24 protein-coding genes are annotated in these 24,732 nt (G+C 72.6%); 11 read left to right on the top strand and 13 right to left on the bottom strand.

The annotated features are described in order from the left end of the window. Window positions 1-276 precede the first annotated feature (276 nt). Window positions 277-807 (bottom strand): UGSC family (seleno)protein, encoded by a 531-nt coding sequence (locus tag G569_RS66670; RefSeq protein WP_442800906.1) that lies wholly within the window; start codon window positions 805-807, stop codon window positions 277-279. Then, window positions 804-1,901, bottom strand: coding sequence for a hypothetical protein (locus G569_RS48820; RefSeq protein WP_053226427.1), 1,098 nt, complete (start codon window positions 1,899-1,901; stop codon window positions 804-806). Before G569_RS48820 ends, G569_RS66670 begins: the two co-directional genes overlap by 4 nt. 57 nt (window positions 1,902-1,958) lie before the next feature. On the opposite strand from G569_RS48820, the gene G569_RS0115545 reads away from it, so the two are divergent. Both G569_RS0115545 and G569_RS48815 read left to right on the top strand, forming a co-directional pair. Next, a complete protein-coding gene (locus G569_RS0115545) occupies window positions 1,959-2,381 on the top strand; it encodes a nuclear transport factor 2 family protein (protein WP_028064073.1) in 423 nt (140 codons plus the stop codon). Between the two features lie 5 nt (window positions 2,382-2,386). Then, window positions 2,387-3,292 (top strand): TIGR03619 family F420-dependent LLM class oxidoreductase, encoded by a 906-nt coding sequence (locus G569_RS48815; protein ID WP_169542151.1) that lies wholly within the window; start codon window positions 2,387-2,389, stop codon window positions 3,290-3,292. On the opposite strand, the gene pdxR is transcribed toward G569_RS48815, so the two are convergent. Next, window positions 3,273-4,652: a MocR-like pyridoxine biosynthesis transcription factor PdxR gene (gene pdxR, locus G569_RS0115535; protein ID WP_037496925.1), complete on the bottom strand. Its 1,380-nt coding sequence runs from the start codon at window positions 4,650-4,652 to the stop codon at window positions 3,273-3,275. The two genes, G569_RS48815 and pdxR, sit on opposite strands and share 20 nt — an antisense overlap. Before the next feature lie 67 nt (window positions 4,653-4,719). On the opposite strand from pdxR, the gene G569_RS0115530 reads away from it, so the two are divergent. Together G569_RS0115530 and G569_RS0115525 are read left to right on the top strand one after the other, a co-directional pair. Continuing rightward, a complete protein-coding gene (locus G569_RS0115530; RefSeq protein WP_028064071.1) occupies window positions 4,720-5,367 on the top strand; it encodes a pyridoxamine 5'-phosphate oxidase family protein in 648 nt (215 codons plus the stop codon). Next, window positions 5,364-6,035 (top strand): MBL fold metallo-hydrolase, encoded by a 672-nt coding sequence (locus G569_RS0115525; RefSeq protein WP_028064070.1) that lies wholly within the window; start codon window positions 5,364-5,366, stop codon window positions 6,033-6,035. The genes G569_RS0115530 and G569_RS0115525 overlap by 4 nt, the downstream gene beginning before the upstream one ends. A 15-nt stretch (window positions 6,036-6,050) precedes the next feature. Here the strand turns inward: G569_RS0115525 and G569_RS0115520 are convergent, their stop codons facing one another. Together G569_RS0115520 and G569_RS0115515 are read right to left on the bottom strand one after the other, a co-directional pair. Next, the gene (locus G569_RS0115520) at window positions 6,051-7,133 is read right to left on the bottom strand and encodes a zinc-dependent alcohol dehydrogenase (protein WP_028064069.1); all 1,083 of its coding nucleotides are present in this window, start codon (window positions 7,131-7,133) and stop codon (window positions 6,051-6,053) included. Continuing rightward, window positions 7,133-7,573: a MarR family winged helix-turn-helix transcriptional regulator gene (locus G569_RS0115515; protein WP_028064068.1), complete on the bottom strand. Its 441-nt coding sequence runs from the start codon at window positions 7,571-7,573 to the stop codon at window positions 7,133-7,135. Before G569_RS0115515 ends, G569_RS0115520 begins: the two co-directional genes overlap by 1 nt. 69 nt (window positions 7,574-7,642) lie before the next feature. On the opposite strand from G569_RS0115515, the gene G569_RS0115510 reads away from it, so the two are divergent. Further along, window positions 7,643-8,287 carry an FMN-dependent NADH-azoreductase gene (locus G569_RS0115510; protein WP_028064067.1) on the top strand — a complete coding sequence of 215 codons (645 nt, stop codon included), beginning with the start codon at window positions 7,643-7,645 and terminating at the stop codon, window positions 8,285-8,287. Here G569_RS0115510 and G569_RS48810 read toward each other — a convergent pair. Genes G569_RS48810 through G569_RS48800 form a run of 3 tightly spaced genes read right to left on the bottom strand, consistent with a single transcriptional unit; the run spans window position 8,277 to window position 11,121 of the window. Beyond that, a complete protein-coding gene (locus G569_RS48810; RefSeq protein WP_053226425.1) occupies window positions 8,277-8,966 on the bottom strand; it encodes a hydroxypyruvate isomerase family protein in 690 nt (229 codons plus the stop codon). The genes G569_RS0115510 and G569_RS48810 overlap by 11 nt on opposite strands. Then, window positions 8,966-10,198, bottom strand: coding sequence for an amidase (locus tag G569_RS48805; RefSeq protein WP_053226424.1), 1,233 nt, complete (start codon window positions 10,196-10,198; stop codon window positions 8,966-8,968). Before G569_RS48805 ends, G569_RS48810 begins: the two co-directional genes overlap by 1 nt. Further along, entirely contained in the window at window positions 10,195-11,121 is a 927-nt protein-coding gene (locus tag G569_RS48800; RefSeq protein WP_037496923.1) for a LysR family transcriptional regulator, read from the bottom strand. Before G569_RS48800 ends, G569_RS48805 begins: the two co-directional genes overlap by 4 nt. Window positions 11,122-11,224: 103 nt before the next feature. Here G569_RS48800 and hisD point away from each other — a divergent pair, with 103 nt between their 5' ends. Then, window positions 11,225-12,490, top strand: coding sequence for a histidinol dehydrogenase (hisD, locus tag G569_RS48795; RefSeq protein WP_037497010.1), 1,266 nt, complete (start codon window positions 11,225-11,227; stop codon window positions 12,488-12,490). A gap of 15 nt (window positions 12,491-12,505) precedes the next feature. Continuing rightward, window positions 12,506-13,759 carry a branched-chain amino acid ABC transporter substrate-binding protein gene (locus G569_RS48790; protein ID WP_053226423.1) on the top strand — a complete coding sequence of 418 codons (1,254 nt, stop codon included), beginning with the start codon at window positions 12,506-12,508 and terminating at the stop codon, window positions 13,757-13,759. Here G569_RS48790 and G569_RS48785 read toward each other — a convergent pair. The 3 genes from G569_RS48785 to G569_RS58085 are packed head-to-tail and all read right to left on the bottom strand — an operon-like array spanning window position 13,702 to window position 18,212. Continuing rightward, entirely contained in the window at window positions 13,702-14,760 is a 1,059-nt protein-coding gene (locus G569_RS48785) for an MBL fold metallo-hydrolase (RefSeq protein ID WP_053226422.1), read from the bottom strand. The genes G569_RS48790 and G569_RS48785 overlap by 58 nt on opposite strands. Then, on the bottom strand, window positions 14,757-16,007 hold the full coding sequence (gene larA / locus G569_RS0115475; protein ID WP_028064066.1) for a nickel-dependent lactate racemase: 1,251 nt from the start codon (window positions 16,005-16,007) through the stop codon (window positions 14,757-14,759). The genes G569_RS48785 and larA overlap by 4 nt, the downstream gene beginning before the upstream one ends. Before the next feature lie 12 nt (window positions 16,008-16,019). Beyond that, complete coding sequence (locus G569_RS58085) at window positions 16,020-18,212, bottom strand: PAS domain-containing hybrid sensor histidine kinase/response regulator (RefSeq protein ID WP_053226421.1); 2,193 nt, start codon at window positions 18,210-18,212, stop codon at window positions 16,020-16,022. Between the two features lie 42 nt (window positions 18,213-18,254). Here G569_RS58085 and G569_RS48775 point away from each other — a divergent pair, with 42 nt between their 5' ends. Beyond that, window positions 18,255-18,671 (top strand): cupin domain-containing protein, encoded by a 417-nt coding sequence (locus G569_RS48775; protein WP_169542150.1) that lies wholly within the window; start codon window positions 18,255-18,257, stop codon window positions 18,669-18,671. Here G569_RS48775 and G569_RS0115460 read toward each other — a convergent pair. Beyond that, the gene (locus G569_RS0115460) at window positions 18,668-19,303 is read right to left on the bottom strand and encodes a TetR/AcrR family transcriptional regulator (RefSeq protein WP_028064065.1); all 636 of its coding nucleotides are present in this window, start codon (window positions 19,301-19,303) and stop codon (window positions 18,668-18,670) included. The two genes, G569_RS48775 and G569_RS0115460, sit on opposite strands and share 4 nt — an antisense overlap. Before the next feature lie 107 nt (window positions 19,304-19,410). Here G569_RS0115460 and G569_RS0115455 point away from each other — a divergent pair, with 107 nt between their 5' ends. The 3 genes from G569_RS0115455 to G569_RS0115440 all read left to right on the top strand — a co-directional run bounded on the left by G569_RS0115455 (window position 19,411) and on the right by G569_RS0115440 (window position 22,936). Continuing rightward, the gene (locus G569_RS0115455) at window positions 19,411-20,868 is read left to right on the top strand and encodes an MFS transporter (protein ID WP_028064064.1); all 1,458 of its coding nucleotides are present in this window, start codon (window positions 19,411-19,413) and stop codon (window positions 20,866-20,868) included. A 9-nt stretch (window positions 20,869-20,877) separates the two neighbouring features. Further along, window positions 20,878-21,192, top strand: a complete 315-nt coding sequence (locus tag G569_RS58080) for a cupin domain-containing protein (protein ID WP_053226420.1) — start codon at window positions 20,878-20,880, stop codon at window positions 21,190-21,192. A gap of 211 nt (window positions 21,193-21,403) precedes the next feature. Beyond that, complete coding sequence (locus G569_RS0115440; RefSeq protein WP_028064063.1) at window positions 21,404-22,936, top strand: hypothetical protein; 1,533 nt, start codon at window positions 21,404-21,406, stop codon at window positions 22,934-22,936. Here G569_RS0115440 and G569_RS0115435 read toward each other — a convergent pair. Beyond that, window positions 22,924-24,555, bottom strand: a complete 1,632-nt coding sequence (locus tag G569_RS0115435; RefSeq protein ID WP_028064062.1) for a DEAD/DEAH box helicase — start codon at window positions 24,553-24,555, stop codon at window positions 22,924-22,926. The two genes, G569_RS0115440 and G569_RS0115435, sit on opposite strands and share 13 nt — an antisense overlap. Window positions 24,556-24,732 lie beyond the last annotated feature (177 nt).

Below are 24,732 nucleotides of genomic sequence, written 5' to 3'. Positions count from 1 at the left end.
CCCGTAGGCCGCAGACGCCAGCCTCCCACACATGCCGAGGGGGTCCGGAGTGAGAGAGTTCCGCTTGTCGCACGGAACCCCCAGAGACCCGAAGACAATGACCGTTCAAGCCACTACGCCAAGGATCTCCTCCTCCGCTCCCCACGCGTATCTCCTCCCCGTCGTCCGCGAGTTGCCGTCTCTCCCCACCACCGCCCTGACCACGCAGTGGTGACCGCGCTCGCCAACGACCCGGCTTGAATTCCGAAGGCCCCGCTCTCCCCGGCGGGGCCTTCGTCATTTAACGAGCTGTGCCAGCGCCCGGTCGACGACGGACCGCGCGAGCGCGCGCAGCTCCTCCTCGTCCTTGCCCCAGATCGGGTGGGGGACCGTCAGGGAGTGGTAGCCCGGGGCGCCGAGCTTCGCCGCCATCGACGCGATCACCGTCTGGAACGGCTCGGTGATCAGCACCGTCGCCGGGGTCCCGCGCTCCTCGATCATCACCGCGTCATGCAAACTGCACGACGAGCAGGCGCCTCAGTCACCGAGGCCGGAGATCACGACGTGCGCACGCACCGCCATGACATCGGCCTCCTCGGCGCTGATCACGTACGCCGCGCTCGGCTTCTTGAGCTCCTCGACGTCGACGGTCCGACCCAGCCGCTCCGCCAGCTCGGCCACGAGCGCGTCCAGCAGCTCCTTCGCCAGCGGCTTGCCGTTGGAGATCACGCCGATCACCGGACGCTCCGGCAGCGGCACACGCGGCGCGAGCGACACCGTCGCCACCGCGGGCGCGGGGAGATCGGGGCGGAGGACTTCGATCTTCATCGCATCCAGGGGACGATGCAGCCGTCCGGTCCGCATTCGGGGAGTGGTTCGCCGGCGGGACGGACGCGGCGCGTGGCGCGGTAGGCGTGGATCGTCGGCGCCCACGCGGGCAGCCAGGCCGACCAGCCCGCGCCCTCGCCCCCGGCGGTGACGAGCAGCACGTCGTCGGGGGAGCGCAGGGTGTCGATCTTGCCGTCGGCGGCGACGGTCATGTCGTGCTGGGCACCGGTCTCGAGGTGCACGCCGGCGGCGGTCAGCGCGTCGGCCTCGATCCGCGCGTGCTCGAAGACGTACTCGCGCACGCGCGCCCGTGACCACCCTTCGCGGACGCAGAATCCCGCGTGCTCCGGGCCGAGCACGAGCGCGCCGTGGCCGCCCTTGCCGGTGGAGAACCACGCGGGGTGGCGGATCGAGGTCGCGAAGGAGCGCAGCACGTCGCCGGCCGAGTCGGTCAGCTGCTGGGCGAGCTGGTGCGGGCCTTCGACGGGCACCACGGTGACCGTCGTGTCCTCGCGGAAATAGCCGAGTTCCATACGGAGCGGTTCCCACGGCTCCGGCGGCGGGTCCTCGGCGAAGCAGAGCGTGAACTTGCCGGGATGTCCGAACGACGAGGCGTCGGACTCGCCGGGCTTGGAGTCGAGCACGTTCATCGCCACCAGCCGCAGCGCCCGCCCGATCGTGGCGTTCGCGCGGTTGCCCTGGCCGAGGACGTTGTGGCGCGCGTTCATGCCGATCTCCTCCGCGATCGGCCCGCTGACGATCGCGCACAGCGCCGCGCCGCCGGTGCTCGTGAGCACGGTGTGGAGGTTGAAGGCGTCGTCGAACATCGCCTCCAGCGCGGCGACCACGACCGGGAAGCACTCGGCCTTGCACCCGGCCATCACGGCGTTGATCGCGGCCTTCTCGAGCGTCACGCCGCGGCCACGGGCGGGCAGGAAGCCGATCAGCGTGTCGGGGTCGTCGGCGAGCACGAGATCGAGCATCGCCTGCACGCGATCTGGCGTGGGGGCGACGATCGGCAGCCCGTCGGTCCAGCCGCGCGCGAAGAACTCCTCTTGGAGGTCGAGCTCCTCGATGACCAGGCGTTCGGCCACGCCGTGAGTCTATAACAACCGACCGGTTGATTGATTGGTAGGGTGGTGGGCAGGGCAATGCGTGAGTCCGACATCCGCCAACTCGCCATCACCTACGCCCGCCGCGCCGACGAGCGCGCCCTGGACGGTTTCGCCGAGCTCTTCACGGAGGACGGCTGGCTGACGATCAGCGAAGGCGGCGAGGAACGAGCGGCGTTCCGCGGCCGTGACGAGCTGCGCCGCGTGCTCGCGCCCATGGCCCAGTACGAGCGCACGCTCCACGTCGTCACCAACCACGAGATCGACGGAGACGCCGGCAGCGTCTACTGCATCGCCAACCACCTGCGTGGGCGCGGCGACGAGCACGAGAACATCCGCATGCTGATCGAGTACGCCGACCGCTACGCCGAGGTCGACGGTGCCGCCCGCTTCGCCTCGCGCGCCGTCGACATCCTCTGGGTGGAACGCGTGCCCGCGCTCGTGGGCCGGCTCCGCGTGTGAGCGTCGTGAGGATCTCCGTCTCGCTCCCGTACCCCGACGCCGACGCCGAGGCCGCCGACCCCGCCGCCACCGTTACCCTCGCGCAGGCCGTCGAGGCCGCCGGGCTGGACGCCGTCGCCGCGACCGACCACCCGTTCCCGTATACGGCTCCGGGCCGCGCGGGCCATCAGGCGCTGGACCCGTTCGTGCTCTTCGGGTACCTCGCGCAGGCCACGACGAGGCTCGCGCTGCACTTCAACCTGATCGTCGTGCCGTACCGCAACCCGTTCCTGACGGCGCGGATGGTGGCCACGCTCGACCACCTGTCCGGCGGGCGGGTGATCGCCTCGGTCGGCGCGGGCTACATGCGCGAGGAGTTCGCCGCGCTGGGCATGCCGTTCAGCGGCCGCGGCGCGGCTCTGGACGCCGGCGTGGCCGCGATGCGCGCGGCGTGGAGCGGCGGGCGGGTGGACTGGGAGGGCGAAGGCTTCCGCGCCGAGGGCAACGTCATGTGGCCGGTCAGTTCGCCGCCGCTCTGGCGCGGCGGGAACACCCGGCGCGCGATCGAGAGCGCGGTCGCGAGCTTCGACGGCTGGTCGCCGTTCGAGGCCGGCGAGGACACCTCAGTCCAGACGAACACCGCGGCGATGTCACTCGACACGCTCCCGGCGCGGATGGAGCTGCTGCGCTCGGTGATCGAAGGGGCCGGCCGCACCGCGCCGCTCGACGTCTGCTTGGTGCGCCCGAGTCCTGGCTGGATGAAGGACCGCACTCGTGCGATCGAGACGCTGCAGGAGCTCGAAGCGCTCGGCATCACCTGGCTGACCACCCACGTCCTCGGCCGGTCCGGCGCGGAGCGCCTCGAGGGCGTGGAGACGCTCCGGGAGATCGCGGAGGCTAGCGGCGTGCGCGCTAGAGCAACGCCCGGCTGAGCGCCTCGACCGCGGCCGGCGCCTGCGACTCGGGCAGGTTCGCGTAGCCGACGACCAGCGCGCCGTCGATCGCGTCCAGGACGACGCCGTTCGCCGCTGCGCGGCGCTGTGCCTCGTGCGCGTCCTGGACGTGCAGCACGGCATGCAGGCCGGCCGCGGCGCCGGTGATGGCGTTGTCCGGAAGGCGATTGGCGAGCGCCTGCAGGAGCGCCTCGCGGCGGCTGCGGTACAGGCGGCGGCGGTCGCGTAGGTGGCGGTCGAAGTCGCCGCGGGCGATCAGGTCCGCGAGCGCGAGCTGGTCGAGCACCGGCGGCGGGGCGGGCGAGTCGCCGCCGATCCCCCGTGGCAGCACGAGCCACCCGATCCGCAGCCCCGGCGCGAGCGTCTTCGACGTCGACCCGCCGTAGATGACGACGTCCGGAGCCAGGCCCTGGAGCGAGCCGACCGGGTGGCGGTCGTAGCGGAACTCGGCGTCGTAGTCGTCCTCGAAGACGAACGCCCGGTTCGCCCGCGCCCACTCGATCAGGTGGGCGCGGCGGCCGGGGGAGAGGACCGCGCCGGTCGGGTACTGATGGGCGGGCGTGACGAACACCGCGCCGACACCGTCGAGTGCATCCGCATGCAAGCCCTCCTCGTCGACGGGCGTGGGGACGGCTTGGAGGCCGGCGGTCGACAGCGTGTGCGCCAGCCGCGGCCAGCACGGGTCCTCGATCGCGACGCGTGTGACACCACGCGCGGCGAGCAACCGCCACACGAACGGCAGGCCCGGCCCCAGCCCACCGGTGACAACGACCTCGTCGGCGGTCGTGAGGACCCCACGCCGCCGCGCGAGCGACTCGGCCAGCGCCTCGCGGAGCTCCGGCTCACCCCGCGGGTCGGGATACCCGAGCCGAGCGTCGGGCGTCGTCCGCAACACGCGCGCGAGCGCGCGCCCCCACGCGGGCCGGACCGCCCCGTCGAGGGCGGGCAGGGCGGGTCGAAGATCGAACCTGGGCGCCCGCGCCGCGCCGGCGCCGCGGCCACGCCCGTCGCCTGCCGCGCCGCCCGCGCCCGCCGCGCCGCTCGCGCCTGCCGCGCCGCCCGCGCCTGCCGCGCCGCCCGTGCCTGCCGCGCCGCTCGCCGGCTGCGGCGTCGCCGCGACGAACGTCCCGCCGCCACGCCGCGTCAGCAGGTAGCCCTCGGCGGCGAGCTGCGCGTACGCCTCCACCACGACGCCGCGCGACACCCCCAGCTCCGCCGCCAGCGCCCGGGTCGGCGGGAGGCGGGTGCCGGCCGGGAGGCGGCGGACGGCCGCGCGCAGCGCGTGCTCGCAGCGGGCGCGCAGGGGGCCGTCGCCGCCGAGGTCGAGGTGGAGGTCCATTTGGCCCGCGATTATCGCGCACGATTGGCACTGGAATGAGGACCAAGGGACCCGTAACTTCGATGTTGTGACCGCCGCTCCCTCGACCCGCACCCGCGTTCGCCGCGTGCCGAACCGCGCCGACTACTCGCGCGAGACGATCGACGCGATCCTCGACGAGGCGCTCGTCGCGCACCTCGGGTTCGCGGTGGACGGCCAGCCGTACGTGATCCCGACGCTGCACGCGCGGGTCGGTGACATCGTCTATGTCCACGGCTCCTCGGCCAGCCGGATGGTCCGCGGCCTCAGCGCCGGGCTCGCCGCCTGCTTGACGGTGACGCTGATCGACGGGCTGGTGCTGGCCCGCTCTGCCTTCCACCATTCGATGAACTATCGGTCGGTCGTCATCCTCGGCGAGGCGCGGCCGGTCGAGGGCGTCGACGAGCGGCTGACGGCGCTCGAGGCGTTCACCGAACGGCTGGTGCCGGGGCGCTGGGATGAGGTCCGCCCGCCCACGGCGCAGGAGCTCAAGGGCACACGCGTGCTCGCGTTCGACCTCGACGAGGCCTCGGCCAAGGTCCGCTCCGGCCCGCCCGTCGACGATGACGAGGACTACGACCTCGACGTCTGGGCGGGCGTGGTCCCGCTCACGCTCACCCCGGGACCACTGACGCCCGATCCAAAACTGACACCGGGCATCGAGCCGTCGGAGGCCGTGCGAAGCTGGGGGCGGTGAACGCCTGGCTGCTCGGCTGTGGCGGGTGGGTGCCGACGGCGACCCGCGAGACGATGTGCGTGCTCCTGCGCGAGGGCGAACACGCGCTGCTGCTCGACGCGGGTTCCGGAATGCGCCGCGCGCCGGGGTATCTCGACGGGGTCACCCGCATCGACATCGCGCTCACGCACTTCCACCTCGACCACGTCAGCGGGCTGCACTACCTGTCCACGCTCCCCGTCGTGCCGACGATCTGGGCGCCCGGCGCCTGGCTCTACGGCCGCGCGAGCGAGGAGATCCTCGACCCGTTCGTGCCGGCGGAGAAGACGATCGCCGAACTGGGTGAGGCCCAAGACCTCGGTCCGTTCCTCCTGCGCGCCCGCGCCCAGCCACGTCACTGGCATCCGACCGCCGGCCTCCGCGTCGGCGACCGCCTCGCGCTGATCACCGACACCGCCTACGACCCCGGCTCCGCCCCGTTCGCCCGTGGCGTCGACCACCTCCTCCACGAGGCGTATTCGACCGTCGGCGACGAAGGCGACGCGAGCGCCGCGCAGGCGGCGCAAGTCGCGCACGAAGCCGAAATCGCGCGGCTGACGCTCGTCCACATGGCCCCGGACGCCGACGAGGCCGCGCTCCTCGCCCAAGCGCCAGGAGCGACCCTCGGCCGTGACCTCGCCCGAATCTAAAGGGGTCAGGCCCCTTTAGGTTCGGTGGAGGACGAGCTTGGTGGTGCGCGTCGCGTACGCGGTCGGCGCGTCGTCGAACGCGGCGAGGTGGGTGGTGACGCGCTCGGCCGGAAACCCCGTCTCGTGCACCCACGCGAGCAGTTCGGGGAGCACCGCGCGCGGGTGGGAGATGCCGAGGTGCAACGTGATGTCGGTCGCGTACATGTGCATCAGCGGCACGCCGGTGTTGCGGGCGAGGTAGTAGCCGATCGCGGTGCAGATACCGCCCGGGGCGGTCGAGCGGAGCGCGGAGCGTAGGCCGCGCGTGCGGCTCGTCGCCTCGACGACGATGTCATACACGCCGTGCGCTTCCGTCCCGGCGCCGAGCGACGCCGCGATCGCGCGACGATCGCCGCCCGCGTCGACGTAGGCCACTTCGCCCGCCCCGTGCGCGACCGCCAGACCCGCCGCATAGAGACCGATCGACTGCGCCCCGCCGCCGAGGACCAGCACGCGCGCGCCGGGCCGCCGCGACAGGTGGGGGACGACGGTGCGCCAGGCGTCGGCGAGGTTGTCGGACGCCGCCGCGACGCGCAAAGGGTCGAGACCGGCCGGGAGCTTGACGAGCATGTGGTCGGCGAACGGGACGCGCACCAGGTCGCTGACCATGCCGCCGTACGGTCCACACGCGGGCCCGAACCCGTACGCCGCGAGCGTACGTCCCGCGGTCGTCGTCCGGCACTTGGACGTCAGGCCACGACGGCACGCCTCGCACGTCCCGCACGAGACCGACCAGGGAACGACGACGCGGTCGCCCACATCCACAGCGCGCACGCCGGCGCCGACCTCGACGACCTCCGCGATGCACTCGTGACCGATCGCGAACGGGCCGGCGAACGGGACGGCGCCGCAGATGTGGCCGACAGCCGGGTCGATCGCACCCGCCTTCAGCCCCGCCTGCAGCGCCCGCGAGACGCGCCGGTGGACCGGCAGCGTGTCGCCGTCGCAGCGGCTGACGACGATCGGCCGCACGATCGCGTCCGCCGGCGACTCCAGCTCGGGCTCCGGCCGTTCGACCCACTCGAGCCGGCCGGCGGCGATCAGGTTCAGCTCGCGCACTAACAGCCGGCGGCGGTGGCCTTGGCCAGCAGCTCGTACAGCGTGTCGCGCTGCTTGGCGGTGAGGTTCGCCAACACAATGTCCTCGGCGGCGGCGAGGACGAACTCGGCGCGGGCGAGCCGCTCGCGGCCGAGATCGGTCAGCACGACCGTGTGCCGGCGCCGGTCCTGGGGGGAGCGGCGCCGCTCGATCAAGCCGTCGGCCTCCAGCTCGTTCAGCAGTCCGACGAGGTTGGTGCGGTCGAGTTGCAGCGTGCCGGCGAGGTCGGCCTGGCTGCTCTCGCCCCGGTCGCGCAGCACGGTCATGGTCAGCAGGTGCCGGGGGCGCAGGCCGACCGTCGTCAGCCCCGTCTCGCCCGCGGCGCGCATCCGCCGCGACAACAGGTCCAGAAGCGCGCCGGAGCGCCGCGCCGGCTGGGAGATGACGGGGAGCTCGGTGATGAGCGGAATTCTAGGCGCGCGCACAGACGATCAGCATCACACAAACAGTTTGTGCTACACAAATGATCTATGAGCCACCTCCTGCACATCGACTCGAGCCTCCAGGGCGAGCGCTCGGTCAGCCGTCGCCTCACCGCCCGCGCCGCCGCCAACTGGAAGGCCGCACACCCCGGTGGGACCGTCACGTATCGCGACCTCGGCGCCGATCCGGTCCCGCACTTCGACGCCGACACGGGCCTCGCGCGGATGGTCCCGCCGGACCAGCGCACCCCCGCCCAGGCTGCCTCGTTCGCGCTCAGCGCCGGCCTGATCGAGGAGGTCCGCGCCGCGGACACGATCCTGCTCGGCCTGCCCGTCTACAACTTCGGCGCGCCCAGTTCGGTCAAGGCGTGGGTGGACCACCTGGTCGCGCCCGGCCTGTCGGTCGACCCCGAGACGCACGCGGGCCTGCTCGGCGACCGCGAGCTGATCGTCCTCGCCGCCCGCGGGGGCGGCTACGGCCCCGGCACCCCGCGCGAGGGCTGGGATCACGCAGAGGCCTGGCTCCCGCACGGCCTCTCCTACACCGGGCTCGAGCCGAAGGTCTTCATCACCGCCGAGCTCACGCTCGCCGAGGTCAACCCGGCGATGGCCGACCTCCGCGGTCTGGCGGCGGAGAGCCTCGCGTCCGCCGAGCGTCAGATCGACGCGCTGTGGGCGCCGGTCACGGCGTAGGCAGCCATTCCGCGCTGACCCACCCGTCGTAGCCGAGCTCGGCGAGCAGCGCGAACAGCGCGTCGAAGTCGATCGTCCCGGTCCCGGGCTCGCCGCGTCCGGGATGGTCGGCGATCTGGACGTGGGCGATGAGGTCGCGATGCGCGCGCAGCGCGGCCTCGACGTCCTCGCCCATGCGGGTCATGTGGAAGACGTCGAACTGGATCCCGACGTTCGGCTCGCCGACGCGCGCGACGAAGTCGGCCGCGGCGGCCGTGCTCGACACGAGATAGCCGGGGACGTCGTGGGTGTTGATCGCCTCGACGAGCACCGTGATCGGCGCCGCCGCCCGCGCCGCGAACGCCACCTCCTCGGCCGCGCCCGCGAGCTGCGCCTCCAGCGGGCGTCCGTCATCGCGGCCGACGAGCGCGTTCATCCGCCGGCAACCGAGCGACCGCGCGAGCGCGACGGCCTCCGGCACGTGCGCCCGCCAGCGTGGCGGGTCGCTCACGATGCCCCGCTCGCCGGCGGCGAGATCGCCGCCGTCGAAGTTCATCAGCACGACCTCGAACCCCGGCGGCACCGGCTCAGTCGTCCACCAGAACTCGACGCCCTCGAACCCGGAAGCGATCGCTGCCTCGAACCGCGCCGCGAACGGCAGCTCGGTGAAGAGCATCGAGACGTTGGCGGCGAAGCGCATCAGGGCGAGCGCCGGCGATCCGCGAACAGCGTCTCCCACGCCTCTGCGAGCGCCAGCGTCCAGTCGTCACCGCCGCGCGGACCCATGATCTGCAGGCCGATCGGGAGCCCGTCCTCGTCATAGCCGCACGGCACCGACGTCGCCGGGCACCCGGTCAGGTTGGCCGGGATGACCAGGTTGCACCAGTCGTCGAAGAACGGGTCGACGGGGACACCGTCGATCTCCGGCGGGGTCAGCAGGTCCACCGAGAACGCGGTCATCTGCATCGTCGGCAGCAGCAGCACGTCGTAGCGGTCGAAGAAGCGCGCCCACGCCCGCACGTAGTCCTCTCGCTCCTGGAGGGCGTCGAGATACTGCGCCGCGGAGACCTCGGCGCCCGCCGCGATCAGCCGTGCGGTATCGGGCTCGATGAGCTCCGGCCGTTCGAGCAGCGCGCGATCGGCGGCGTAGCCCTCCGGGATCGCGACCGCGTTCCACAGACGCGCGGCGGGGATGGGCTCGGGCGCGGCGTCGTCGATCGCCCACCCCGCGGCCCGCAGCTCGGCCACCGCCGCGTCGAACGCCGCGCGCACCGCGGGCTCGACGGGGAGATGCCCGAGGTCGACGCTCGCCGCCACGCGCAACCGCTCCGGTACCGGTCGGCGCCACACGCCCCAGCTTCCCGGGTCGCTCGCGTCCGGCCCGGCGATGGCGTCGAGCATCCGTCGCGCGTCGGCCACGGACCGCGCCAGCGGCCCGACCACCGACAACGTCTCCCACCCGCGGAACCCGGGGGTCACCGGAACGAGCCCGAACGTCGGCTTGTGCCCGACGACCCCGCAGAACGACGCGGGGATGCGGATCGACCCGCCGCCGTCCGTCCCCAGCGCGGCCGGCACGGCGCCGTAGGTCACCGCCGCGCCCGATCCGCCGCTGGACCCGCCGACGACGCGCCCGAGGTCGAAGGGGTTGCGCGTCACCCCGTGCAGCTCCGACGTCGTCACACCGCGAAAGCAGAGCTCCGGGTTGGTCGTACGGCCGACGATCGAGGCGCCGGAAGCCCGCAGTCGCGCGACGGCGACGGCGTCCGACGGCGCGATGAAGTCCGCGAACGCCCGCGACCCGCGTGTCGCCCGCAGCCCTTCCATCCAGATCGTGTCCTTGACGGCGACCTCGAACCCGGAACCGTCGTGCTCCAAGAGCTCGGTGAACGCGTTGACCCGCGGCTCCCAGGCTTCGATCGCGGCGTTCACGCGCCGTACCCTACGCGCGCGCGGCGACGCTCGAACGCCCGCAGGCGGTCCAACGCGATCGAGAGCAACTCGCGCGTGGCGGGCGACAGCGGCAGCGACCGCTGCTTGACCACCGCGAGCGTGTCGTACAGCGGTTCCGCGAACGGCGTGACGTGCAAGCCGGAGGGAAGGAAGCCGCCGTCGACGGCGGCCTGGGCGACGATCGTGTCTCCCACCCCGAGCGCCGCGAGCCGCAGCGCACCGGCCAGGTACTCGACCTCGATGTGCGGCGCGAGCCGCCCGCCGAGCTGCTGCAGGCGACCGTGGAGCTGGCGACGCGTCGGGTCGGTGTTGCCGTAGTGGGCGTCGTACAGCACCAATGGCGTCTCGAGCAGGTCGCCCGTGGCGACCGGCGCCGACGCTCGCGAAGCGTCCGCCGTCGCGTAGAGGACCTCGTCCCTGAAGATCGGCTCGACCTCGAGCCCGTCATCGTCGACCGGGAGTACCACGAGCCCGGCCTCCAGCGTCCCCTCGCGGATCGCGTCGGCGACCTCGGCCGAGTTCTGCCCGATCAGCCGCATCCCGACCAGCGGGTGCCGTTCGTGCATCTCGGCGGCGAGATCGGTCAGCTCGTAGAGCTCGGCGTTGCGGGGAAGCCCGAAGGAGGCGACGCCGCCACGCAGCGTCCGATGCGCCCGCACCGCGTCGGCGCCGTCCTGGCAGGTGGCGAGCGCCTGCTCGGCGTACGGCCGCAGCGCCGCGCCCGCGGCGGTGAGGATCAAACGCCGCCGCTTGCGGGCGAACAGCGGCACGCCCAGCTCGGCCTCCAGGCGCCGGATCTGCTCGGCCACTGACGGCTGCTTGAGGAGCAGCTCGTCGGCCGCACCGGCGAACGACCCGTGCTGGGCGGTGGCGAGGAAGTAGCGAAGCTGCTGCAGAGTCAAAGGCTCAGCCTGGGTTGAACAGCGGCAAGAAAGGATTGTGCCGCAAGTGATCCAGGCGGACGATGGCGGGGTGATCAATCAGCGACTCCTCGACCATCGGGACCTGCTGTTCCTCAAGCGCCCTGCGGCGCACGCCGTCGAAGCCGACCCGCGGATCGCCGAGCGCGTGAGCGAGATCCTGCTCGACATCGAGCGCGGCGGCGAGAGCGCCCTGCGCCGCTACTCGCGCGACCTGGACGGCTGGGACCCGCCGTCGTTCGAACTCACCCGCGAGCAGATCGAGAGCGCGGGCGACCACGTGGATGAGGACCTCAAGCGCCACCTGCGGCGCTCGCGCGAGCGCACCGAGGCCTTCGCGACGGCCCAGCGCGGCACCCTGCTCGACCTCGAGGTCGAGGTCGCGCCGGGCGTGATCGCCGGCCACCGCCTCGTACCCGTGGGCACCGTCGGCGCGTATCTGCCCGCCGGCCGCGTCCCGCTGCTCGCGTCCCCCTTCATGACCGTGCTCGTCCCGAAGGTCGCGGGCGTGGAGACCGTGATCGCCTGCGCGCCCCCCTCGGGCGACGGGATCTTCCCCTCGCTCGTCTACAGCACCGCGCTCTGCGGCGCCGACCGGATCTTCGCCATCGGTGGCGTCCAGGCATTGGCCGCGATGGCCTTCGGCCTCGCGGGGCTCGAAGCGGTCGACATGATCGTCGGCGCCGGCAACGCCTACGTCGCCGAGGCGAAGCGCCAGCTCTACGGTCGCGTCGGCATCGACCTGCTCGCCGGCCCGTCGGAGATCGCCGTGATCGCCGACGCGACCGCGAACCCCGAGCTCGTCGCCGCCGACCTGCTCGGACAGGCCGAGCATGGGCCGACGTCGCCCGCGGCGCTCGTCACGACCGATGAGGATCTCGGGCGTGCCGTGCGGGCGGAGGTCGAGCGCCAGCTCGAGGACCTGGCCACGGCGGAGGTCGCGGGCGCGGCCTGGCGCGACCACGGCGCCATCGTCGTCGCCCCCGACCGCGAGACCGCCGCGTTCGTGTCCGACGTGCTCGCGCCCGAGCACCTCGAGGTGCACACGGGCGACGACGCGTGGTTCCACGACCGGCTGCGCAACTACGGCTCGATCTTCCTCGGCGAGAACGCCACCGTCGCGTATTCGGACAAGGGCGCGACGGGTACGAACCACGTGTTGCCGACCGCGCACGCGGCCCGCTACACGGGCGGGTTGTCGGTCGCGCGCTTCCTCAAACCGCTGACCTACCAGCGGATCGAGAGCGACGCGGCGGCCACGGAGATCGCGGAGGCGGTCGTGGCGATCAGCGCCGTCGAGGGGTTGGCGGGACACGGTGCCACCGCGGCCAAGCGGCTGGCGCACGTCTAACGGGAGGAGAGAGCGATGAAGAGGACAGCGATTGCGGCCGCGCTCGCACTGACGGTCGCGGCCTGCGGGTCGGATGAGCCGAGCTCCGGCGGCGGCTCCAGCGGCGGCGAGCAGGCCGGCAAACAGCTGACGATCTACTCGAGCCTGCCGCTGCAGGGCGCCGCCCGCGCGCAGTCCGAGGCGGCGGTCAACGGCGCCAAGCTCGCGCTCGAGCAGGCGGGCGGGAAGGCCGGGAAGTACCCGATCAAGTACGTCTCGCTCGACGATTCGACCGCGCAGGCGGCCGGCTGGGAGCCGAACGCGACATCGTCCAACGCCCGCAAGGCGGGCCAGGACGATTCGACGATCGGCTACATCGGCGAGTTCAACTCGGGCGCGACCGCGGTCTCGCTGCCGATCCTCAACGAGGCCGGCGTCGCGCAGGTCAGCCCCGGGAACACCGCGGTCGGCATCACGTCCAACGACCCAGGCGCCAGCCCCGGCGAGCCGGACAAGTACTACCCGACGGGCGTGCGCACCTACGCCCGCGTCCTGCCGAAGGACACCTACCAGGGCGCCGCGCTCGCCGCGCTGGCGAAGGAGAAAGGCTGTGCGTCGGCCTACATCCTCAACGACAAGGAGGTCTACGGCGCGGGCCTGGCCAAGAACGTCGAGCTCGCCGCCAAGAAGGTCGGGCTCGAGATCAAGGGCGACGAGGGCATCGACAAGAACGCCGCCAACTACCGCTCGCTCGCGTCCAAGATCAAGGCGACCGGGGCGCAGTGCTTCATCTACAGCGGCATCACGGCCAACAACGCCGTCCAGATCTTCAAGGACATGGCGGTCGCGCTGCCGGACGCGCCGCTACTCGGGCCCGAGGGCGTGGGGGAGTCCGGGTTCTTCGACCCCAAGGACGGGGGCCTGCCCGCCGACGTCGCCAAGCGCGTGCTGATCACGATTCCGGGCGTCGCGCCCGAGGAGTACCCGCCCGCCGGCAAGGAGTTCCTGAAGGCCTACGAGGCGAAGTTCGGCGAGAAGAACCCGGACCGATACGCCGTCTACGGCTACGAGTCGATGAGCCTCCTGCTCGACGCGATCAAGCGCGCGGGCGACAAGGGCTCAGACCGCGCCGAGGTCGCCAAGCAGCTGCTCGCCACCAAGGACCGCGAGGGCGTGTTCGGCAAGTACTCGATCGACAAGAACGGCGACATCACGCTGACGCCGTACGGCATCTACCGGATCGAGGATGGCGCGCTCGTCTTCGACCACACGGTCAAGGCCGCCGCGTAGCGCACGACGTCATCGTCCTGCTCGCGGGCCACGTCGCCGCGGTCCGCGAGCAGCTCGAGGTGGGTGATCGTCTCGGTCGTCGCGAGCATGCGGTTGAAGAGGTCCATGTCGGCGAACGGGCGCTCGCGCCGCGTCCACGTCAGGCGCGCGGCGACGTCGTGGGCCGTCAGCGGGCCGTCCGCGAGTGCTGCCAGGCATGCGGCGAGGCGCGTGTCGTGGTGCGCGATCAGCTCGTCGACCCGCCCCGCCAGGTCCTCGAACACCGGGCCGTGCCCCGGCAGGACCAACGACACCGGCAGCGAGCGGCACGCGCGCAATGACGCCAGGAACGCCTCCAGCGCGCGGCCGTCGGTGAACGCCTCGAAGCCGAGCGACGGGGTGATGTGGGGGAGGACGTGATCGCCCGCGAAGAGCAGGTCAGCGGACTCGAACATCAGGTGCCCGCGGCTGTGGCCGGGCGTGAGCCGCGCGCGCAGCACCCGCCCGCCGACCTGCAGCTCATCGCCGTCGGCGACCCAGACGTCCGGCCACGACGCGAACCCGCGCCGCTGCACCGATTCGAATGTGAACGGGACCGCGGCCAGCTCGTCCGCCAGCGTCCGCGCGCCGTGGCGCAGCAGCAGGGCGCGCCGGTGCGCGCGGTCGCGCTCGAACTCCTCCCGCACCAGCGCCGCTGCGAGATTCTCCCGCTCGCGCGAGCCCAGATACACGGGGGCGCCCGACAGCTCCCGCAGATATGCGGAGAGCCCGTAGTGGTCGTAGTGCGAGTGGGTGGCGACGATCGCGGTGAGGTCGCGCAGCGCGAAGCCGAGCTCCGCGAACCCGTCCTGCAAAGCGTCGATGATCGCGTCGCTGCGCCAGCCGGTGTCGATCAGCGCGAGCTCGTCGTCGCCCGCCAGCACGTAGACGTTGACCGCCTTCAGCCCGTCCTTGGGAAGCGGGCAGACGATCCGGTGCACGCCGGGCGCGACCGCGTGCGCGCCGGGGTCGGTCCAGGTCAAGACACGTACGCGATCGTCTGCGGACCCTCGGGCAGCACACACACCGACGCGCTCGAGCCCTCGGCGGCGACGGTCGCCGCGATGTCGCGCGTCTGCTCCAGGTGAACGGACCGCAGCTCGGCGTCGGAGAGGTGCTCGGTGTGCATCACGACCCGCGCGTGGTCCTGGATGTTCGCCTGGATCTGCACCTGCCACTGGTCCGGCGTGACGTGATCGGACGCGGCGATCTGCGCCAGGAACGCCCGCGGCCCGCCGCTCGATTCCAACAGCTGCCGGTAGGAGCCATGGCCCGGGAAGCCGTCACGGCACTCGGCCGCGCACACGATCAGCCCGCCCGGCTTGACGACCTTGGCGGCCGCCGACATGCCCTTGACCGCCTGGTAGAGGTTCTGGTCGAGCGGATAACCCGAGTTGCTCGTGACCACGACGTCGAACGGCTCGGGCACCGCCTGCATGGCGAACCGCCGAGCGGCGTCGCACGCCGCGGCGTGCATCTCGTTCAGCGAGCCGGCGAACGCCTCGATCACCCGCTGCTCGCGGTTCAAGATGACGTCGAACGTAAAGTGGGGCGGCGCAGCGCCACATGCGGCGCGGATGTCGGCGTGCACCGGGTTGTCGTCGACGACGCCCCAGGTCGCCCGCGGGTCGCCGATCCGGGCCGCGTTGTGCAGCACGAGCACGGTGTCCAGGCCGGCGAGGCCGGGGGTGACGAGCTTCGGCCCGCCGCTGAAGCCGGCGAAGAAGTGCGGCTCGACGAAGCCGGTGGTGATGCGCAGGTCGGCCTCGACCCACTCGCGGTTGATCCACACCGGCACGCCGTTGCCGTGCTCGCCCAGGTACGCGAGCGTCGACTTGTCGCGCGCGTCATGGTTGACGACCCGGATCCGCGAGACGATGTCGTCGCCGAGCATCGCCCGCAGCTCCTCGTCGGAGTTGCCGCGGTGCGTCCCGGTGGCGACCAGGATCACGACCTGCGAATCCGGCACGCCGAGCTCCTCGAGCACGGCGGGGATCATCTTGTCGCGCGGCTGTGCGCGGGTGCCGTCGCACATCGAGATGGCGACCTTGGCGCCAGGCGACGCGAGCTCGCGAAGCGGCGGGCCGGCGACCGGCCGGCGCAGCGCGCGGCGCAGCACCTCGTCCTCGTCCGGCGCGCCCGCGTGGTACGCCGGCTCGACCACGGTCGTCCGCTCCTGGGGCAGCTCGACCTCGAGCCCGCCCGCTCCATACGCCAGCCGCACCTTCACGTGCCGCGAACTCTAGAAGGACGCCGGGCCGGTGAGCAGCGCGTCCACGGCCGCGAGCAGCCCCCTCGCGTCGAACGGCTTGTCCAGCAACTGGCTGCGCTCGGGCCAGTCGCCGCGCTCGATCACCGACGCCGTCCACCCGGACATGAACAGCACCCGCAGGGCGGGTTGGCGCTCCGACAACCGTCGTGCCAGCTCCGGGCCGGTCATCTCGGGCATCAGGACGTCGGTCACGAGCGCGGCGATCGAGTCGTCGCCCTCGCCGAGCGCGAGCGCCTCGGTCGGACTGGACGTGGCCACGACGGAGTAGCCGGCGTCGGTGAGGATCCGCTCGACCAGCATCCCGACAGCGCGCTCGTCGTCGCAGACGAGGATCCGGGCGGCGCCGCGCGCGGCGAGCGCTGGCGACTGCTCCGGGGGAGCGACCGGGCCCGGGTCGACCGGGAGGTGGACGGCGAAGCGGCTACCGGCGCCGAGCGTCGACTCGACGGTGATGTGCCCGCCCGCCTGCGTCACCGCGCCGTGGACGATCGCGAGGCCGAGCCCGGTGCTCGTACGGGCGCCGCGCACGTGAAAGAACGGCTCGAACAGCCGTGTCCGGGTCTCCTCGTCCATCCCGCGGCCGGTGTCGCGCACGGCGATCCGGACGTACTCGCCGTCGGGCGCGTCGACCGCGATCGCGATCGCCCCGCCGTCCGGCATCGCGTTGCGGGCGTTGACGACGAGGTTCATCACGATCTGCTCGAGCCGCCCGCGATCGCAGCGCACCGGCGCGAGCGGCGCCTCGACGGCGAACGACACGCGCACCGTGTCGCCGGCCAGCGCCCGCAACGCCGGCAGCATCTCCTCGACCACCGCGTCCGCCCGCAGCCGCTGCGGCGTCGCCTCGTGGCTGCGCGCGAACTCCAGGAGCTGGCGGGTGAGGGTCTCGGCCCGCCGCGCGGCGGCGAGCGCCTCGTCCAGCGCTTCGGCGGCGGGGCCGTCGGCGAGCTCCAACCGGGCGAGCCGTCCGAAGCCGGAGATGATCGTCAGCAGGTTGTTGAAGTCGTGCGCGACGCCGCCCGCCAGCCGGCCGAGCGCCTCCAGTCGTTGCGCCAGGCGGAGGTCGTCGGCGAGCCGCTCGCGCTCGGAGACGTCGCGCACGACCGACACCAGGGAGCTGGTCTTACCGGCGTCGTCGCGGATCGGGAACGTCTGGACCTCGAGTTGGACCGTGACGCCATCGGGGCGCTCGTGGCGCACCGGGCCCTCCACCGCCGTCTCGCCGGTCCGCGCGCGCAGCTGCGTCGCGGCCAGCGCGGACACCCGGGCGCCAGGGCCGACGCCGAACACCCGGCGGGCGTTCTCGTTGGCCTCGATGACGCGCCCGTCCAGCGCCGCGACCAGGACCGCTGACGGCGAGCCCTCGACGACCGTGGCGAGCCGCCGGATGCGGGCCTCGGCCGCGCGCTGGGCGGTCAGGTCGCGCGCGGTGGCCGAGACGCCGGCGAGCTCGCCGCGGGCATCGCGGATCGGCGCGAGCGTGATGCCGAGCACCAGCGTCTCGCCGTCCCCGCGCGTCCAGATCGTCTCGAACGTCTCGGCGGCGCCCCCGGCCCGCTGGCGCGCGACGATCGCGACGGCCGCGGGATCGCCGAACAGCGCGTCGAACGAGGAGCCGATCGCCTCGGCCGCGCCGATCCTGAGCAGGCGCTCGGCGGCCGGGTTCCACGACGTGATCGTGCGCTCGGCGGTGAGCGCGGCGATCGCGTCCTCGGCCGCCTCGACGATCGCCGCCAGGTGCAGCGCCTCGGAGGTCGCGGCGGCGCGGGCCAGCGCTGCGCCGGCGGGTCGCGCGATCGAGTGCAGCAGCGCCGCGTCGGGCTCGGCCCCGCCGGGCTCGTGGACCAGCGCCAACGCGCCGACGATCGCCCCGCCGGCGCTGAGCGTCGCCGTGCACACCCGGTTGGCCGCGCCGCGGAGGGCATCCGACAGGTCCGGCGTCAGCCACGGCCGCGACGCGTCGCCGAAGTCCGGGTCCGGCAGCGGCACGGTCGCGAGGCTGCCGAAGGCGCTCATACCGCCCGCGCGCCGCCAAACAGCGGCGCCCTGGGCGCCGGTCGCGCGCGCCGCGCGCTCGGCGATCACCGCCGACACGTCCTCGAGCGTGGCGGCCGTCACCAGCCCCAGGAGCAGGTCCTGCAGCTCGAGCGTCGATCCGTCCACGGCCCGCATGGTCGTTCCGGTGACATCCTCACACGAATGGGCATGAGCGACTACGCGATCGTCGACGCCGACGACGTCAAAGACCACTACGCGGGCACCGACGTGCCGGGCGAGTTCCGGCGGCTGACGCCGGACCTGGGCGCCGAGCAGGTGGCGCTGACGCTGATCCGCGTTCCGCCGCACTCGGACTTCGAGCAGGGGACCGGCCACTATCACGACGAGATCGAGGAGATCTACGTGGTCACCCGCGGGACGCTCACGTTCCGGCTCGGCGACGACATCCATCGCGTGTCCGCCGGGAGCGCGGTGCGGGTGGCGCCGAAGACCCCGCGCTCACACCGAAACGAGGGCGACGAGCCGGTCGACATGTGGGCGATCTCGAAGCAGCTCGGCCGCCACGACGCGACCAAGATCGACGAGTTCTGGGAGGCGTCGCCCGACGCGGCGCAGAAGCGCTAGTTCTTCTGCATCACGGCGTCGAGCTGCTCGAACGTCAGCGCCGCGATCGGGAGCGGGGTCGCGGACTCGGGGCGAAGGCCGTCGAGGATGATCGCCAGGTAGCGGCGCCACAGCTCGGGCTCGACGTCGCGCGAGCGATCCATCACCGCGCCGAGCATGATCGCGATCAGCGGCGAGTCGAACGGCTCGACGTCGTCGCGCAGGACGCGCGCCACCTTGCCGCGGTCATACAGCGCCGTGACCAGGGCGCGCAGCCGCGCCTTGGCCTCCACGACGGGCTCGCCGCCGTGGGTGGAGCACGAGAGCAGCTCCTTCAGGCCGCGGTCGCGCGCCTGGAGTTGCGAGCCCTTCTCGAAGTAGAAGACGAGCGCCTCCCACGCGTCCGGGATCTCCAGCGCCTCCTCGGCGATGTCGCAGAGCGACTCGATGCGCTGGGCGAACAGGGCGTCGATCAGCGAGCTCTTGTCCGGGAAGCGACGGTAGACGGTGCCCACGCCCACGCCCGCCGCGCGGGCGATGTCGTCGAGCGTCACGCCCAGCCCGCGCTCGGCGAAGACCTGGCCGGCGGCGGTGAGGATGCGCTGCCGATTGCGCTCGGCGTCTTTGCGAAGTGGGCGGGCGGTCGTTGCCATCGGTTAGGCAGTGTAGTCGGAAGCGGAGGCAATGTCTCCAGTTCGTGCTACTTTGGCCGATGAAACTAGAGAGACCTCCTCCGCTTCTCCCCAGAAAGCCTCCCCACATGCCTCACCAGAACCCACATCACGCCCGCCGCTGGGCCATCCTCGCGGTCCTGGGCATCGCGCAGCTGATGGTCGTGCTCGACGCGACGATCGTGAACATCGCGCTCCCCAGCGCGCAGCGCGACCTCGGCTTCTCCAACGACTCGCGCCAGTGGATCGTCACCGCCTACGCGCTCGCGTTCGGCTCGCTGCTCCTGCTCGGTGGCCGCATCGGCGACCTCTTCGGCCGCAAGCGCACGTTCATCGCCGGGCTGCTCGGCTTCGCCGCCGCCTCCGCGATCGGTGGTGCTGCCGGCTCGTTCGGCGTCCTCGTCGCCGCCCGCGCCGCCCAGGGCCTCTTCGGCGCGCTGCTCGCGCCCGCCGCGCTCGGCCTGCTGACCACGACCTTCACCGATCCCTCCGAGCGCGCGAAGGCCTTCGGCATCTTCGGCGCGATCGCGGGCGGTGGCGCCGCCGTCGGCCTGCTGCTCGGCGGCCTGCTGACCGAGTACGCCTCCTGGCGCTGGTGCCTCTACGTGAACCTGCTGTTCGCCATCCCGGCCGCGGTCGCCGCGTTCCGCCTGCTGCACACGGTCGTCCCGGCGCACCGCCCGAAGCTCGACATCCCCGGCACGCTGACCGCCACCACCGGCCTGTTTGCGCTCGTCTACGGCTTCTCCCACGCCGAGACCACGAGCTGGAGCGACCCGCTGACCGTCGGCATGCTCGCCGCCTCCGCCGTCCTGCTGGTCTCGTTCGTGCTGATCCAGCTGCGCTCGAAGAACCCGCTGCTCCCGCTCCGGATCGTGCTCGACCGCGGCCGCGGCGGCGCGTACCTCGCCATGGGCCTGGCGGGCGCCGGGATGTTCGGCGTCTTCCTGTTCCTGACCTTCTATCTGCAGAACACGCTCGGCTTCTCGCCGATCCAGTCCGGCCTGGCGTTCCTGCCGATGTCGGCGGCGATCATCGCCACGGCGACGACCGCCACCACCCGCCTGGTCCCGCGCATCGGCGCCAAGCCGCTGGTGATGACCGGCATGACGTTCGCCGCGGGCGCGATGGCGTTCTTCGCCCAGCTGCAGGTCGACTCGACCTACGCCGCCCACATCCTCCCGGGCCTGGTCCTGCTCGGCGTCGGCCTCGGCCTCGTGTTCGCCCCGGCGTTCAGCACCGCGACCGTCGGTGTCGATCACGCCGACGCGGGCGTCGCCTCGGCGATGGTCAACACCAGCCAGCAGGTCGGCGGCTCGATCGGCACCGCGCTGCTCTCCACCCTGGCCGGCAGCGCCGTGACCAGCTACGTCGCCGACCACGGCCCGCAGGCCGCCGCGGCGGCCGCCGTGCACGGCTACACGACCGCGTTCTACTGGTCCGCCGCGATCTTCGCCCTCGGCGCGATCGTCAGCGGCATCGTCCTGCGCTCCGGCGTGCCGGCGATCGCCGCGGCCCCGGCGGCGGAGCCGGTGCTCGCGCACTAACCTCGCGGCATGGAGCCGCGCAAGATCGAGTTCGCCACGCCCGTGTCCCACGACGCGGGCGTGTTCGACTCAGAGGCTGAGGTGGACGGCACGCGCTGGGCGCTGGTGGAGTACTCACCGGGCTCGGGGCGTGCCGACTGGTGTGAGACGCCGCACTCGGGCTACATCGTCAGCGGCGAGCTGACCTACGCCTTCGAGGACGGGCGGGAGGAACTGCGGCTGCGCCCAGGCGACGCCTTCGCGCTGCCGCCGGAGCCGCGCCACCGCGGCCGCAACGAGGGCGACGAGCCCGTCCGGCTGTTCATCATCGACGCGCTGGCGTAAGCAGCGGAAGCTCCGCGAGCGCGTCGCGGACGTGCTCGCGCAGCTCAGGTGGCCTATCGCGTGACCGACGTCACGCGCCGCGACGACCTGCACGCGCTCGTCGCCACGCCGTTGACGCGCACGGCACCAAGCTCGCGGTGAACGTCATCTCCGAAGGCCTGCGCCAGGAGGCGGGCCCGAACCTGCGCGTCAGGCATAGCCGACGGGCGCAGTGGGCACAGGAGTCAGCGTGCTCGCGCTCGCCGTCGCCGCCGCTCTCGCCTGTTCCGTGCCCGGCCCCGAGGCCAAGGCCGAGAAGGAGCTCCAGACGCAGATCCGGCAGCGCAAGCACTACGGCTTTCGCAGCGACCGGGCGTACGTGCTCGAGCTCCGCGCGGCCGGGGAGTCGTTCACGCCCGCCGAGCAGCGGTACCTGAAGCGGCGGGAGGCGCTCAGCCCGGGCGCCGGCGTCACGCGGTACCTGCGCAAGCATCCGGAGATCTCGGGCTGGTGGGACGTGCGCGACGACTGGCCGCGCCGGGCCTACGTCGCGGTCTTCCTGACCGACGACTCGGCGCGCCAGCGCGCGACGATCGAGCGGCTGGCGACGTTCCCGGCCGTCACGCGGGTGGTGCGGATCCGCTACAGCGACCTCGAACGCGATCGGGTCCAGCGGCGGATCGAGCGTGACTACCGGAAGCTGCACAAGGCGGGGTTCGACGCGGTCGAGACCGACGCGGAGACCGGGACGGACCGCGTCGAGGTCTCGCTCGTCAGCAAGCGCAAGGACGCTTCGCGCTATTTCAAGCGCCGCTACGGCGCGATGGTCCGCACCCGCGTGACGCCTGAGGACACGGTGCCGGGGTGCGCGCGGGCGAGCACGTACATGATCGCGCCCGACGGGATGAGCCTGACCGTGAGTTGGAGCGACGCGCCGAAGGCGCAGCGGATCGAGGTGACCGAGCGCGCGGGGTATGTGGCGGTCGGTGTCGCCGTGCGCTACAGCGTGTATCCGTCCGGGTTCGGCGACCCCGGCGGGACCGCGACGGTGAAGCTCGGCGCGCCGCTCGGCAACCGGCCGGTGTACGACGCGTACGATGGCTCGCGCCTGATCCAGACCGGCCCGTCGCCCGGCGATCCGCCATGCCCCGAGCCTCCGCCGGAGCCGACGCCGCTTCAACAGACGATCCGGGAGCGCCGGCAATACGGCATGAACATCGATCCGGCCTTCGTGCAGACGCTGGTCGACGCCGGCCTGACGTACACGCCGGAGGAACAGGCCTGGCTGGAGCGCTATCGGGAGATCACGTACGAGTCCAAGGTCGACGACTACGTCGAGCACTGGCGGCAGGACTGGGGCGGGAACGCGGTCTACGCGCAGTACCCGGACCCGCCGATCGTGGTGATCCGCTTCCTCCGCCGGCTGGCGTACCACACCGAGCGGGTGAAGGCGCTCTCGAAGTACCCCGACCAGATCCGGACGGTCGCCTCGAAGATCCAGCGCGACCTCTTCTACGAGCTGCCGTACACGATCGGCGACGAGGCCCGCTCGGGCGGCGGCTTCCTCGACGGCTACGGCCGCGACGGGTTCTACGTGAACCCGAGCGAGACCGACGGCGACGAGGGCTCGCAGACCGTCGACATCGACGTGATCACCGCCCGCCCCGACGCCGCCGCGTACTTCACCCGCCGCTTCGGCCCGATCGTGCGCGTGAACGTGATCGGCGACCGCTTCGAGTGCCGCGGCTCGTACTACCGGCGCTGACGCTTCGGCGCGGTCCGGTCACGCCGGACCGCCACCTTCTTGCCCTTGATCGTGCTGGCGCGCAGGGCGCCGATGATCTCCTGCGCGTGCTCGTCGGGGACCTCGACGATCGAGAAGCGGTCCGAGACCTCGATCGAGCCGATCGCCTGCCCGCTCACGCCTGACTCGCCCGCGATCGCGCCCACGAGGTCCTTCGGGCGCACGCCGGCGGTGCGGCCCGCGCCGATGAAGATCCGGGTCATGTTGCGCCGGGAGGCGCGCGCGTTGGGCGTCTTCGGCCGCGGCTCGCGGACCTCGGGGATCTCGGCCTCGTCGTCGTCGGGCTGGCCGGAGGCCTCGTGCGCGAGCTTGATCGCGGCCAGCGCGATCTCGACCACGTCGTGCTCGTCGGCGAGCGAGTCCAGGACCACGCGGTAGCGCTCCAGGTCACCCTCGACCAACAGCTCCTCGACGGCGGAGCGCGTCATCTCCAGCCGCCGGGCTCGCAGGTCGGCGACCGTCGGCAGCTTCTCGACCGTGATCTTCGAGCGCGTGACCCGCTCGATCGTCTTGAGCATCCGGTGCTCGCGCGGCTCGGCCAGCGTGATCGCGACGCCTTCCCGGCCCGCCCGCCCGACGCGGCCGATGCGGTGTGTGTAGGCGTCGGGATCGGACGGCACGTCGTAGTTGACGACGTGGGTGAGCTGCTCGATGTCGAGCCCGCGGGCGGCGACGTCGGTGGCGACGATCAGGTCGGAGATCTCGTTGCGCAGGCGCGCCATCACGCGGTCGCGCTGGTCCTGCGTCATACCGCCGTGGAGCGCTTCGGCGCGGTAGCCGCGGCCGTTCAACGTCTCCGAGAGCTGGTCGACCTCGGCGCGGGTGCGACAGAAGACGATCGCGGCCGTCGGGGACTCGACGTCGAGCACGCGGCCCAGCGCGGCCGGCTTGTGGGCGCGCGCGACGACGTACGCGGACTGGCGGACCAGCGCCCCGCCCTCCGCGGCGGGAGCGCGGTCGATGGTCACCCGCTCGGGGTCGCGCAGCCGCGAGCGCACCATCTGCTCGATCCGCGGCGGCATCGTCGCGCTGAAGAGGACGGTCTGGCGCTCGTCGGGGGTCGCGTCGAAGATCGACTCGAGGTCCTCCGCGAAGCCCATGTCGAGCATCTCGTCGGCCTCGTCGAGGACGACGGTCTGCAGGGCGCCGAGATCGAGGCTGCCGCGGGCGATGTGGTCCAGCGCGCGGCCGGGCGTGGCCACGACGATGTCCACCCCGCGCGACAGCGCGCCGAGCTGGCGGGTGATCGGCTGGCCGCCGTAGATCGGCGTCACGCGTGCGCCGATGGCGCGGCCGTAGCGGTGCAGGGCCTGGGAGACCTGGACGGCGAGCTCGCGGGTGGGCACGAGCACGAGGGCGACCGGCGTCCGGCCGCGGTCCTCCCCGAGGCGCGCCAGCAGCGGCAGCGCGAAGGCCGCGGTCTTGCCCGTCCCGGTCGCCGCCTGCCCGAGCAGGTCGCGGCCGGCGATCAGCGGCGGGATCGCTTCGCGCTGGATCGGCGTGGGTTCCTCGTAGCCGAGCGAAGCGAGCGCCTCGAGCAGCTCCGGGCGCAGGTTCAGATCGGCGAACGTCGTCGTCATGGTGCCCCTAGGGATAGAACACCGGGCAGCCGCACCCGCTTCCGGGTGATTCCCCCGTGGGATCCGAGTGCCCGTGCAGCAACCATATGAGCCATGACCAAGCTCATCCAGCGCATGCGCAATCGACGCAACGACCACGACCGCTGGCCGCCCGGCAGCGCCGGTGCGACCCTGCGA

The sequence above is a fragment of the Solirubrobacter soli DSM 22325 genome (genome assembly GCF_000423665.1).
GTDB lineage: Bacteria > Actinomycetota > Thermoleophilia > Solirubrobacterales > Solirubrobacteraceae > Solirubrobacter > Solirubrobacter soli.
Note: the sequence above shows the minus strand (reverse complement) of the source record. Positions and strands in the feature narration are given on the sequence as shown.